This is a genomic window from Parabacteroides sp. An277 (assembly GCF_002159645.1).
In the GTDB taxonomy this organism is placed as follows: Bacteria; Bacteroidota; Bacteroidia; order Bacteroidales; family Tannerellaceae; genus Parabacteroides.
On record NZ_NFJB01000026.1, the window covers coordinates 13,476 to 27,595 of the forward strand.

Here is a 14,120-nt window from a genome sequence, read left to right on the forward strand (position 1 = left end):
GGTCACTGTCCGAAACCGTCGCTGGCACCAAATGAGACTTTCGGTCACTGTCCGAAACCTTTTAAACACAGCCCAAAGCTTTTTTTCTATTAAAATGTGCCCTGAGAAGAAGATTTTTCGATAAAAAGCCGTTTCCCTTTCTGAAAATTTCCTACATTTGTGCTGGTACAAAATTTCAAGGAGGTTACGCCATGGAAGATATAAAAGAAAAACAGGACACGATAAACCCACAGTCGGTAGACACAGCTGCTTTATCGCCGGATGAACGAATGATTCAGGAAGCCTTCAACGATTTGTTGAAAGACTATCTGAATTCAAACCATCGGCGTAAAGTGGAGCGCATTACGAAAGCTTTTCATTTTGCCAAACAGGCGCACGACGGCGTGAAGCGTCGTTCAGGCGAGCCCTATATCATGCACCCTATTGCGGTGGCCAAGATAGTGTGCAGCGAGATGGGATTAGGCTCTACGTCGATTTGTTCGGCCCTATTGCACGATGTAGTGGAAGATACCGAATACACCGTCGAAGACATTCGCAATATGTTTGGGGATAAAATCGCGCAGATAGTGGATGGACTGACCAAGATTTCGGGAGGGATCTTCGGCGAAAAGGCATCAGCCCAAGCTGAGAATTTCCGTAAATTGCTCCTTACGATGAGCGATGATATCCGCGTGATATTGATTAAAATAGCCGACCGTTTGCACAATATGCGTACGCTTGGGTCGATGCTGCCTGCCAAACAATTCAAGATAGCGGGCGAAACGCTCTACCTGTATGCGCCGTTGGCCCACCGCCTGGGGCTGTTCTCGATAAAGACCGAATTGGAGGATTTAAGTTTCAAGTATGAACATCCGCAGGAATACGAAGCGATTACGAAGAAGCTGGAGGTGACAGCTCCTATTCGCGAACGTTTGTTCCAGCATTTTGCCGAACCCGTAGACGCCAAACTGAAAGCGATGGGCTTGAAATATGAAATGAAGGCACGCGTCAAGTCGGTTTATTCGATTTGGAATAAGATGGAGGCGAAGAAAGTACCCTTCGAAGATATTTATGACATTTACGCTGTCCGCATCATATTCGACCCGCTGCCTGGCGTGGACGAGAAGAATCAATGTTGGGATATTTATTCGGCGATTACAGATATTTACCGTATTCGTCCCGACCGTATTCGAGATTGGGTGAGCCGCCCGAAAGCGAACGGGTATCAAGCGTTGCATGTGACGGTGATGGGACCAGACGGGCAATGGGTCGAAATCCAAATCCGTAGTCGTCGCATGGACGATATTGCCGAAAAGGGTTTTGCGGCTCATTGGAAATACAAGGAACATCATGTCGAAGAGGATACCGAGCTCGACAAATGGCTGCAGACGATTACTGAAATCCTGGAGAATCCAGATCCGAATGCGTTAGATTTTCTGGATACGATAAAATTGAATCTTTTCTCTTCTGAGATCTTCGTATTTACACCGAAAGGGGATATCAAGACGTTACCGCAAGGAGCGACGGCACTCGACTTTGCCTATGCGCTCCATTCAGATGTTGGTAATAAATGTATCGGCGCGAAGGTGAATCATAAATTGGTGCCGCTGAGTCATAAGCTCGCCAGTGGAGACCAGGTGGAAGTATTGACGTCCCGTTCGCAAACGCCGCAACCGGAATGGTTGAATTTCGTTACTACGGCACGTGCACGGGCTAAAATTTCTGCAGTGATTCGTCGAAATCGAAACGAGACAATCAAAGCAGGTGAAGCCAAAGTGCTGGAAGCATACAAAAATGCAGGTATTGAATCTTCGTCACAGAATTTGGATCGTCTGGCGATGTATTTTGGTTTCAATAAGCGTGATGAATTCTATTATTCCGTAGAGAAGGGAGAAGTAATACTTCCCGACAATATCCAGAAGATATTAAAAGATAAGGACAACAACGTGTTGTTCAAATACGTAAAGCAAGCGCTTCGAATGGCAACTAAATCGAAGTCGGAGGCAGATGATGTGTCGGCGCCTATTGCTCCGAAGCCGGTTTACGATAAAAAGAAGCCATACGTTTTGCGTGAAGAGGCTTTCCAGCGTAATTACATTATTGCCGATTGTTGTAAGCCAATACCGGGTGATGAATCGTTAGGATTTATTAATGATGACGGAAATGTAGTAGTACACAAACGTTCGTGCCCTATTGCCATGCGTTTGAAAAGCAGTTTTGGCGAACGTATCCTTAACACGGTGTGGAGTAGTCACCAGACGGCTACATTTGAAGCAACATTGGAAATGAAAGGTATTGATTCGATGGGCGTATTGCATGAAATAATTGATGTGATATCGGGAGAGTTTAATGTCTATATCACTCGTTTCTTGATTGAAGCGAACGATGGTATGTTTGAAGGACGAGTTAAGTTGCGGGTACATGATGTGGAAGACATTCAGAAACTTTGTGTTCGTCTTGCTAAAATTAAAAATCTGCAATCTGTTTCCCGTATAGCCGATTGATGTTTTCCAAAAGATTTTAATTACGAATGAATACAAGAAAAGCGGATACCCTTGGTTGGGAATATCCGCTTTCTTTTTGTGTGCATTGAAAAACTCTTTAGAGCAGGGCTTCGATTTTAGCTATGAATTTATCTTTGCTCGTAGCACCAACTACTTTATCTACCACTTTGCCGTCTTTCAGGAAAAGCACGGTAGGAATGTTGCGAATGCCAAATTGCGATACGACTTCGTCATTATTGTCAACATCCATTTTACCAATAATCACACGTCCTTCGTATTCGTTTGCCAATTCGTCGATGATTGGAGAAACCATACGACATGGACCGCACCATTCAGCCCAGAAATCGAGCACCATCAGTTTTCCTGCGCTCGCATACTCATTGAAGTTTGAGTCTGTAATTTGTAAAGCCATATTATATAATGATTTGATAATTATCCCTTCTGATTAAATCCGCAGGCAAAAGTACGAATTTTTGCAACGCGAAACGAACTTTTTACCCATTAATTTTAAAGTCGATGTTTTCATTCTCGTTTAAATAATCTACCAAATCTTTCGTTACAGCTAAGCGTATATCTGACGAGAACAAGTTGAGCGAGATGTTATTTTCACCATCTATTACACGGAAATACAAGAGGCAATCTCCCGGATGCTCTTTTATTTTCGAGGATAATACAGCGACGGTCGTCTCGTCTAATTCATGAATCGGAATGGTGATACTAATCTTCTGAATAAGTTTATCTCGTTCGTCTTGTAGTAGCTTGATGGACTTAATGCGCAAATCCGTAATTTCTGTATTATATTTACGCGGCTCCATCTTCCCACTGATTAAAAGATACATGCCCATTATACCATATTTAGCATAGTCGATGTAGTCTTGTCCGAAAAGCGGAATCTCGCCACTACCTGTAAAATCTTCGACCTTCAGAATACCATATGGCTTACCTGTTTTCGTCATGCCTTCACGGAAACCGGTGACGATACCACCCATCAAAATTTCACGTCCCTTTAAAGTTTCTTTGTCTGTAAGTTCAACCATACCTGTGTTGCAAACATACGTTAGGATGATGCGATAATCGTCTAACGGATGTGCCGACAAATAGATACCAACCAAATCTTTTTCTTTATTAAGTCGTTCCAAATCACTCCAACGTTCGCTTTTCGGAATTTCTGGTTTAGCTATTGAGACAAACGTTTCGTCACCAAAAAGAGAGTTGGCCGTACTGGCTTTGTCCAGTTGAAATTTATTACCATAGCGCACCAAAGTATCAAGGAACGTTTCTCCTTTGCCATTATCTACAAAGAAAGATTCACGTTGGATACCCAATCCATCGAATGCTCCTGCTAACACCAATGATTCAATGGCTTTTTTATTGCATGTTGAAAGATTTACTCGTTCTACAAAATTGAAAATGTCATGATAACGTCCGTTCTTTTTCCGTTCTTGGATAATATTTAGTACCGCCGACTCACCAATTCCTTTAATAGCACCCATGCCAAAACGGATATTTTTATGTTCGTCTACGCTAAATTTGAGGAGAGATTCGTTGACATCTGGACCTAATACTTGTATACCCATAGCTTTACACTCGTCCATGAACTTTGTGATATCAACGATATTTGAAAGACTTCGACTCAATACGGCTGCCATGTATTCCGAAGGGAAATTCGCTTTTAGGTAAGCTGTCTGGTAAGCAACCCACGAATAACATGTGGCATGGCTCTTGTTAAATGCGTACGAGGCAAACTTTTCCCAGTCTGCCCATATTTTGTTAAGCGTCTCTTCTTTGTACCCATTCGCTTGTCCACCTTTCAGGAATTTGGCTTTCAAGGAATTCATCTTATCGATTAATTTCTTTCCCATGGCTTTACGCAAAGTATCGCTCTCGCCTCGCGTAAAATTCGCCAAGAGGCGCGAAAGGAGCATGACTTGCTCTTGATAAACAGTGATGCCATATGTATCTTTTAAATAACGTTCCATCACTGGAATATCGTACACAATGGGTTCTTCTCCATGTTTACGTTTGATAAATGATGGAATATAATCCATTGGTCCTGGACGATAAAGCGCATTCATGGCAATTAAGTCTTCGAACTTGGAGGGTTGTAATTCTTTCAGGTACTTTTGCATACCGGCAGACTCGAACTGGAATGTACCGGTAGTTCGTCCTTCGCAATAAAGTTTGTATGTAGCCGGATCTTCCAAACTTACATGATCGATATCTAAGTCCTTACCTGTGGTCAGTTTAATATTCTCAATGGCATCTTTTATAATAGACAAAGTCTTCAACCCTAAGAAGTCCATTTTAATCAAACCAGTTTCTTCAATTACGGAACCTTCGTATTGGGTGACCAACATTTCCTCGCCTGTATCTTTATCTTTTGCTGTACTGACGGGTACCACATCTGAAATGTCGTATCGACCAATAATAACACCACAAGCATGGACCCCCGTATTTCGTACATTGCCTTCTAACATTTGCGCATATTTGAGAGTGTCGCGTGTTAGTGGGTCAGGACCTGTTGCGGCCGCTTTCAATTCAGGGACATACTCGATAGCATCCTTGAGTTTGAATTTTTTCATGTCAGGTATTTTGTCTGGCACCAATTTTGCTAGTCGATTCGATTCAGCTAGTGGAAGTTTCTCTACACGTGCTACATCCTTAATGGCTGATTTCGTAGCCATCGTACCGTATGTAATAATGTGGGCTACACGTTCAGCGCCATATTTATCCGTTACCCATTGTAATACTTTACTACGTCCATCATCATCAAAGTCTGTATCAATATCTGGCAATGAAATTCGATCAGGATTCAAAAAACGCTCAAACAGTAAATCATATTTTATAGGGTCAATCTGTGTAATACCCAAGCAATAAGCTACTGCAGAACCAGCTGCAGAACCACGCCCGGGTCCAACAGATACGTTCAACTCTTCACGTGCCGCTCGGATAAAATCTTGTACGATTAAAAAATAGCCAGGGAATCCCATTGTCTTCATGATATGTAGCTCGAAGTTTAAACGTTCGGCTACCTCTTCAGATAACGGATCGCCATAGAGCACTTTTGCTCCTTCGTAGGTGAGCTTTGCCAAATAATCGGCTTCCAATTTAATACGGTACAGTTTTTCATAACCACCCAATTTCTTAATTTTAGCCTCAGCCTCCTCCTGACTTAACACGACATGACCATGTTCATCTTGTGTAAACTCGTCAAACAAATCTTTTTCAGTGAACTGTTGACGATACCCTTCTTCCGTTCCGAAATCTTTTGGAATATTAAAAGTAGGCATAATCGGTCCACTATCAATGCTATAAAATTCAACTTTGTTAGCTATTTCGAGCGTGTTACGTAGAGCCTCGGGTATATCCGAAAAGATTTGATTCATTTCTGCCGTAGTCTTGAGCCACTCTTGTTTCGTATAACGCATGCGGTTAGGGTCGTTCAAGTCTTTACCTGTGCTCAGACAAATGAGCCGGTCGTGCGCGTCGGCATCTTCTTCATTCGTAAAGTGTACGTCATTTGTGGCTATTAGCTTGATTTGGTGTTTGTGTGCTAACTCAACCAACACCTTATTCACTTCCATTTGGTGCTGATAAGTTGTTTGATCAGCATCCGAACGATTGGTTTTATGGCGTTGCATCTCCAAATAATAATCTTCTCCAAAAAGATTCTTGAACCAGAGTACAGCCTCTTCTGCTTCTTGGATATTTCCTTTCATAATTTTTTGCGGGATTTCTCCTCCAAGGCAGGCCGAGCAAACAATCAATCCTTCATGGTGTTGTTCTAGCAATTTTTTATCGATGCGCGGACGGCCATAAAATCCTTCCGTCCATGATTGCGATACTATTTTAATTAGATTTTTATATCCTTGTTTATTCTTGGCAAGTACAATCAGGTGCCATCCACTCAAGTCTTCTTTCGTATCTCGCTTGAAGCGTCCTCTACGGGCACAATAACACTCACACCCCAGAATTGGTTTGAAAAGATTTCCTTTAGCCTCTTCTAATTGTTTTTCTAATTCCACCTTCCGAGCTTCAATCTCGTCCGTTAATTCGGTTTCGTTCAAAGAGCTCAACTCTTTTTGTAAATCTTTAATGGCGGATTGAACCTTACTGTTCTTTTTGTTGACTTTGTTGAAAAACTCTTTAATGCCAAACATGTTACCATGGTCAGTAACGGCGATGGCACGCATTCCGTCCTTATATGCTTTCTCGATAATTGAATCGACCGACGCTTGTCCGTCCAACAAAGAATATTGCGTATGCACATGCAAATGAATGAAAGATTCCATATACTTGTACTTGATTTTTTCGGGCTGTAAAGATACGGCTTATTTCGAAGGTCGCCAAATTTTGACTGTTAAAGAGGTCAGCGGTGAAACTTCTTCTTTGTTGGGACTGGATGAAAAGTGTGTAGTATATCTCCGACGTTCGCTTTTTTGTTTTACCTTTGTATCTAAATGAGGTGATAGTATGAAAAAGTGGGTAAAAAGGACAGGATGGATGGTGGCAATACCCTTTCTGATGATGTTTGTCGTCTCGGTGTTGCTTTATGTGCCAGTTGTGCAAGACTTTGTTGTCCGACAGGCTACACGTTATGCCAGCCATTCGACTGGGATGCAGATAGGTATCGAACGCATCCGGCTTTCTTTCCCTCTTCGATTGCATGTGCATGGTGTGGAAGTGGTACAAGCCGAGGCGGATACCTTGTTGGCTCTTGATGATTTAGATGTCCATATTCGTCCGTGGCCCCTTTTTAACAGAGAAGTATTGGTAGAGGCCATTCGTTTACATGAAGTACAGGTAGATACGCGTGAGCTTATTGAAGGATTTGTTCTGAAAGGCGCAATTGGAGAACTATATGTTCAGGCTGATCGGATAAATCTGGCTTCTGAACATGCGACCTTAAATCAATTGCTCTTGTCTGATGCTACTCTAACCTTGTTACTGACTGATACGACAACGCAAAAAGATACGGTTTCGTCTGCACCTTTACCTTGGAGTTTTTCTTTGGAAAAGATAGATTTGGAACGCGTAGCTTTGGCTATGCAAATGCCCGCTGATTCACTTCGGATAGCGGGATTTATTGAGGAGGCCAATTTACGTGGGGGAACAGTTGATTTAAGCAAAGCACATTATGAAGTAGCATCATTTCATCTCGATGCACCTCACTTCCAATATATAACAGGAGAGCAACCGGTACTTTCTGGCTTTGATCCGAGTCATGTTTTACTTTCAGATTTTCAATTAGATGCCGTTTCGCTTGCTTATGATAGTACCACACTTCAAGCTCGTTTGAAAAAATTGATGGTGAAAGAACGTTGTGGGTTAGAAATAAGTCGGTTGGAAGGAAATATAGAGGGAAACTTGCCTAATCTTCGTATACCTGGGTTTACTTTAGAAACGCCCCATTCGAATATGCGTTTGCAAGCTGGAATTCCGTTCGATGCCTTTGCTGAAAAACCTAAAGGAGAAATGGACATCCAAATGGACGCTCTTATAGGAAAGCAGGATGTATTGGCGTTCCTCGGCGAGTTGCCTCAAGAAGCTATTGATGCTTATCCTGAGCAAGCAATGCGTCTTCGGGCGAAATTGACAGGTAATATGGAAACACTTCGTTTGGAGCAAATTGATCTCCAATTACCGCAAGCCTTCCATTTTCACACGCGGGGGGAAGCTTATTCGCTTTTAGATACGAAGAAGCGGAGAGGTTCGCTTCTGCTTGATGCGCAAACGAACGATTTAACCTTCTTGTTGGATTTGCTTCCTGAAACAACACGACAAAACCTTGCGATTCCGAATCCCATGACACTGAAAGGAAAGGCGGATATTCAGGGGGAAACATATCAAGCAAATCTGTTATGGCAAGAAGCGGAAGGAAAAATTCACCTTCAGGCTACTTACGATCAACCTCGAGAGTACTATCACGTACATTTAAATATAGATAGCCTTCAGCCGAATCATTTTCTCCCTCATGATTCGTTGTATCAGCTAAGTGCTACTCTCCAAGCCGAAGGCGAACGTTTAAATCTGTTTGATTCGTTGGCGTGGGCTAAGTTGGATATGCAGCTTTCGGATATTCATTATGGTTCACGTACGTTTGCAGATGTGAGTGTGAAGGGTGCGTTGGAGAAACATTTTGCCCAATTGGATTTGGTTAGCCATTATCCTTTGGCAAAAATGGACATTTCGCTCAATGCTACCTTGAAAGAACAGGATGTAAAAGGCATGATGATAGCAGATATCCAGCATGTGGATTTGCAAGGATTACATTTGAGCGAGCAACCTTTGGCTACTTCGTTTCAACTCTTTGCCGAGTTAGAAACAGACTTGAAAGAGAAATATTTGGCGGATTTGACTTTAGGCAATTGGGAAATCCAAACGGCTAAACAAACCGCTCGTCCGAAAACCTTGATATTAAAGGCTCAAACTTCAGTCGATTCGACGTTTGTTTCGTTTCATGCAGGTGATTTAAGTTTGGAATTAGCAGGAAATAGCGGCCTTCAAGGTTTGAGTAAAGATTTTGATCTTATATCGCGAGAGATAAATAGGCAGATGACGCAAGATTCAGTCATCCGTTTGGCGTTGGTTCGTCCGATGCTTCCTGAAATGCATTTGGAAATGAAAGCCCGGAAAGATAATCCGATTTACAATTTTCTCCAACTTTATGGTATGAATTTCCAGCGGATGAATTTTCGAGCTTATACTTCGCCGGAAACGGGAATCCGAATGGATGGGGAAGTCCTTCAACTCTTGCGCGATACCTTTTTGCTTGATACGATTCAGATGCACGTCTGGCAAGATACGGTTGGCATTTTTTATCAAGCAGGCATTGTAAAGAATAAGTTTCAAAAACAAGCTCCTTTCTCGGTTGATGTGAGCGGACAATTACAAACGGGGTTTATGGACGCGCTTCTTCATTTCCGTAACGGACAGGGGGAAACGGGTATCTTGTTGGGTGCGCGATTGAGTAAAGAGGATGAAGGTGGTATGAAAATCCATCTTTTCCCTGATGAACCGATTTTAGCCTTTTCACCTTTTTCGGTGAACCCAGATAACTACATTATCTTTCGCGATGAGAAAAATATAGAGGCAAATTTATTGCTTCAAGGAAAAGCAGGTACTTTCCTTCGAATTTATAACGAGAATCCGGAAGGAAACCAACGAAAAATCCAAGCGGAATTAGGCGAAATCGATTTGTTAGCCATTTCGAATGCTTTTTCTTCCTATTTGCCCCGCATCGGAGGAAAGCTTTATGCAGATGTGCAATATATGCCATCAGATAGTTCATTCATGTTGACGGCCAACATGAATGTCGATTCACTTTCCTATGAAAAAGAAATGGTGGGCAATCTGTTGTTTAGTTCGGTATACTTGCCTGTCTCGAAGACGGAACATCAAATAGATATGCATCTTTTCCGTAATGCGCAAGAGATCCTGAACGCTTCGGCATACTATCAAGGTGGCGAACCGGATGAAATACAGGGTTCGCTTTCCATTTTGCAATTGCCTTTGGAAATGGCAAATCCATTCATTCCGGATGGCATGGCGCGCCTTTGCGGCACTTTGTCTGGGGAGTTAAGTTTGGCGGGAAGCTCTTCCCAACCTGATTTGGAAGGTTCTTTCCAATTGGATTCTTCCCAAATCTATATCGAACCGGCTAACACCACCATCCGATTGGATAATAAATTGATAGCGATTCGGGATAATCGCATCCTATTCAACAAGTATGGCTTTTATGCCCATGGGGAAAATCCTTTCGTGATTGATGGGAATATCGATCTGGGTAATTTCTCGTCTATGTATGCGGATTTGAAGTTGTCGGCTCAAAACATGCAGCTCTTGAATACGAAGCGAAACAAGAATAGCTTGGTGTATGGTCGGATGTTTGTGAATTTAGCCTCTACGATTCAAGGCTCGCTTAACGCTTTAAAAATGAGAGGAGATTTGGATTTGCTGGGAGGAACCAATGTGACCTATATCTTACAAGATTCGCCCCTTACCGTGCAGGATAGGCTATCCGGTTTGGTGACGTTTACCTCTTTCGACGAAGATACGCTCCTCGTCCGCCGGCCGCGCAGGGCCTCGCTTCCGTTGGGAGGCATGGATATGCTCATGACGATTCATATCGACCAAGCGGTGCAGGTAAATGTGGATTTGACGCCCGACCAATCGAGCCATGTGAATCTGGAGGGCGGCGGCGATCTCTCTTTCCAATACACTCCGATGGGAGATATGATTCTGAACGGGCGTTATACGCTAATCAGTGGCACGTTTAAATATGCTTTGCCTGTCATTCCGCTTAAAGAATTTAATGTCGAAAACGGTAGCTACATCCAATGGAACGGTAATCCAATGGATCCTATATTGAATATTACCGCGACAGAGCGGATTCGTACCTCGGTGGCTGCAGACGAGCAAAGCTCGCGTATGGTTAATTTTGACGTGGGCATCGAGCTGACGCAACGTCTCGAAAATCTGGGCTTGAAGTTTATTCTTGAGGCACCCGAGGATGCCGCCATGCAGGAAGAATTAGCGCGCATGGGCGAAGAAGAACGGGCTAAGCAGGCGGTGAGCATGTTGGTAACGGGGATGTATCTCGGCGGCGGTACGACGACCGGAAAGGCCAATCTCGACATGGGCGCCGCATTGAATAGTTTCTTGCAAAATGAAATCAATAACTTGGCGGGTTCGCTCAAGGGGGTCGATTTGAATTTTGGCATGGAAAGCTATGACGAGGATGGCGACGGCAGTAAACGAACGGATTACTCCTTCCGGTTTGCCAAGCGGTTTTATAATGACCGTATCCGCATTGTCTTGGGCGGGAGGATTTCGACCGGCGCGGATATCAATCAAGGACAAGCGCAGCCATTTATCGACAATGTTTCCATTGAGTACCGGCTGGATCCAAGCGGGACGCGCTACGTGAAGATTTTCCACAATAAGGATTACGAAAGTTTGTTGGAGGGCGAGCTTACCGAGACCGGCGCCGGTATTGTATTACACAAGAAGATGCAGCACATGCGGGAACTTTTCATTTTCAAGAAAAATAAAGTTAAACCGGTAAACGAAGAAGAAGCGGATGAAAGCGAAGATTAATAACTTGTGCAAGAAGGGCCTCGTTTTCCTTTCTTGCTTCCTTTTGATGTCCTGTTCCATCACCAAAAATTTGCCAGAAGAAGAAATCCTTTACACAGGTATTGAAGATATTATCGTCGAAGCGCAGGATTCGACAGCGGCGGGAGAAAATACGCTGACTGAAATCAGGGCGGCGCTGGCGTTCCCGCCAAATAACGCGTTCCTGGGGAGCTCGTCAGTGCGTATTCCTTTTCCTTTCGGTCTCTGGATGTATAACGGGCTTGTCCGGAAAGAGGGAAAGCTCGGGCGGTGGATGTTTGACAAGCTGGCGGCCAAACCCGTTCTCATCTCCAACGTCAACCCGGAAGTGCGCGTGAAGGTTGCCCAAAACCTGCTGAAAGAGTACGGCTATTTCAATGGCGATGCTTCGTATGAATTGATCCCGAATCCAAAAGATTCCTTGCAGGCGAAGGTGTTGTATCACATTACGATGCGCCAACCCTATACCTACGATAGTATCCGATACATGCAGCGCCGGCACCGGACGGATACGATTGTCCGAACGCATAAAGTTCAATCGCTCCTTCGGAAAGGGGATAACTTTAACGTCGTCCAGCTGGAAGCCGAGCGGCAACGTATTTCAACGCTGCTGCGCGACAACGGCTTTTATTATTTCCGTCCGGAATATATTTCTTATCAGGCCGATACCTCGCGCATGCCGGGAAAGGTGTGGCTGCGCATTATCCCTTCCCCCGGGATGCCGCGCGAAGCCTTGCGTCCGTGGACGTTGGGGAATATTACGGTGGCGCTGAATGGATATAACAACGAAGCCCCGACCGATACGATTCAGTACGAGGGCCTGACGATTCTCTACGAAGGGAAGCTACGCGTCCGCCCGGCTGTCTTGCGCCGGAAGATTCAATTCAAGACGGGCGACCGTTATGCCTATTCCGCGCAAGAGGCGACACAGACGGCGCTCTCCCGCTTGGGTATTTTTAAATACGCGGAGATGCAATACACGCCGACAGACACCTCGCGACAGTGCCGGACGTTGGATTTGCGCTTGAATGCTGCCTACGACCTGCCGCTCGACGGCGAGTTGGAATTTAACATTACCACCAAAAGCAACGACCAGACCGGACCGGGCGCGATTTTCAGCGTCACGAAGCGAAACATTTTTGGCGGCGGCGAGACTTTCGGCGTCCAATTGAAGGGTTCTTACGAATGGCAGACCGGAAACCGCGTGGAGGGAAGCAAATCGCTCATGAATAGCTATGAATTAGGGCTCAGCAGCACGCTCACGCTTCCGCAGCTCCTCTTCCCGGGCTATTTGAAGCGGAATCTGCACTATCCCTCCAGCACGACCTTCCGGATTTATGCCGACCAAATGAACCGGGCCAAATTCTTTAAGATGCTCTCGTTTGGCGGTAGCGCGACCCTCGACTTCCAAAGCAGCGCGACCAGCCATCATTCCGTCGTCCCGTTTAAATTGGCATACAATAAATTGCAGCATACGACTGCCACGTTCGATTCCATCACGGGCGTCAACCAGGCGCTTTACCTCAGTCTGAAGGACCAGTTCGTCCCTTCGATGAGCTATACCTACACCTACGACGATTCGCCCATCGCCTCGAAGCGTCACCACCTCTGGTGGCAAACCTCCGTCACGCAATCTGGCAACCTGATGAGCGGGATATACGCGTTGGCGGGCCAGCGCTTTTCCAAAGAGAATAAGGAACTCTTCGGCAATGTTTTCTCGCAATTCGTAAAGCTCAGCAGCGAGATAAGATACAATCGCGAATTGGCCAAAGGGCACCACCTCGTCGGGCGTTTGAGCGCAGGTGTCCTCTACGGATATGGCAACGCCGAAAATCATACGACGCCCTACAACGAGCAGTTTTACATCGGCGGCGCGAACAGCATCCGCGCGTTTACGATACGCAGTATAGGTCCCGGCCGCTTTCGCCCGGACCCCACGAACGAGTATAGCTATATCGACCAAACGGGCGACCTGAAATTTGAAGCCAACCTGGAGTACCGCTTCCCGATTTTTGGGGATTTGCAGGGGGCCGCTTTCCTCGATGCCGGCAATATTTGGTTGATTCACGAAGACCCGAATCGTCCCGGCGGCCAATTGCAATGGGGCCGTTTCTTGAAGGACCTCGCGCTCGGTACGGGAGTGGGACTGCGCTACGATTTGCAATTCATCGTCGTGCGGGTAGATTGCGGAATCGGCCTCCATGTTCCCTACGAGACCGGCAAGAAGGGCTATTATAATATTCCTCGCTTCAAAGATGGATTAGGTATTCATCTTGCTATCGGGTATCCCTTCTAATTATTGAAACTCACCATAAATCGTTTTGTTTGTATTACCGCACGCAGATGACGCAGATTCCGCAGAGTAACGCAGACTTATTTTTGGGCTACGCTTTACTTCGTTTTGTCTATATTAGTGCACGCAGACGACGCAGATTCCATAGACAAACGCAGATTATTTTTTTTATTATAGAAAAATACTGCGTAGCCCAAAAATAAGTCTGCGTTACTCTGCGGAATCTG

At 44.8% G+C, this 14,120-nt stretch carries 5 protein-coding genes; 3 read left to right on the top strand and 2 right to left on the bottom strand.

Annotation, left to right across the window (positions count from 1 at the left end; translation table 11 throughout):
• Positions 1 to 191 precede the first annotated feature (191 nt).
• A complete protein-coding gene (locus tag B5F77_RS10930) occupies positions 192 to 2,483 on the top strand; it encodes a RelA/SpoT family protein (RefSeq protein WP_087330704.1) in 2,292 nt (763 codons plus the stop codon).
• A 97-nt stretch (positions 2,484 to 2,580) separates the two neighbouring features.
• On the opposite strand, the gene trxA is transcribed toward B5F77_RS10930, so the two are convergent.
• Positions 2,581 to 2,895 carry a thioredoxin gene (gene trxA, locus B5F77_RS10935; RefSeq protein WP_087330706.1) on the bottom strand — a complete coding sequence of 105 codons (315 nt, stop codon included), beginning with the start codon at positions 2,893 to 2,895 and terminating at the stop codon, positions 2,581 to 2,583.
• A gap of 82 nt (positions 2,896 to 2,977) precedes the next feature.
• On the bottom strand, positions 2,978 to 6,775 hold the full coding sequence (gene dnaE / locus B5F77_RS10940) for a DNA polymerase III subunit alpha (RefSeq protein WP_087330708.1): 3,798 nt from the start codon (positions 6,773 to 6,775) through the stop codon (positions 2,978 to 2,980).
• Positions 6,776 to 6,956: 181 nt separating this feature from the next.
• On the opposite strand from dnaE, the gene B5F77_RS10945 reads away from it, so the two are divergent.
• Together B5F77_RS10945 and B5F77_RS10950 are read left to right on the top strand one after the other, a co-directional pair.
• Positions 6,957 to 11,582 carry a translocation/assembly module TamB domain-containing protein gene (locus B5F77_RS10945; RefSeq protein WP_087330710.1) on the top strand — a complete coding sequence of 1,542 codons (4,626 nt, stop codon included), beginning with the start codon at positions 6,957 to 6,959 and terminating at the stop codon, positions 11,580 to 11,582.
• On the top strand, positions 11,566 to 13,896 hold the full coding sequence (locus B5F77_RS10950; protein WP_087330712.1) for a BamA/TamA family outer membrane protein: 2,331 nt from the start codon (positions 11,566 to 11,568) through the stop codon (positions 13,894 to 13,896). Before B5F77_RS10945 ends, B5F77_RS10950 begins: the two co-directional genes overlap by 17 nt.
• The last annotated feature ends 224 nt before the right edge of the window (positions 13,897 to 14,120 follow it).

Bases quoted from the DNA above. Each gene is read 5' to 3' on its own strand.
- B5F77_RS10930 (WP_087330704.1), top strand. From the start codon at position 192: ATGGAAGATATAAAAGAAAAACAGGACACGATAAACCCACAGTCGGTA.
- trxA (WP_087330706.1), bottom strand. From the start codon at position 2,895: ATGGCTTTACAAATTACAGACTCAAACTTCAATGAGTATGCGAGCGCA.
- dnaE (WP_087330708.1), bottom strand. From the start codon at position 6,775: ATGGAATCTTTCATTCATTTGCATGTGCATACGCAATATTCTTTGTTG.
- B5F77_RS10945 (WP_087330710.1), top strand. From the start codon at position 6,957: ATGAAAAAGTGGGTAAAAAGGACAGGATGGATGGTGGCAATACCCTTT.
- B5F77_RS10950 (WP_087330712.1), top strand. From the start codon at position 11,566: ATGAAAGCGAAGATTAATAACTTGTGCAAGAAGGGCCTCGTTTTCCTT.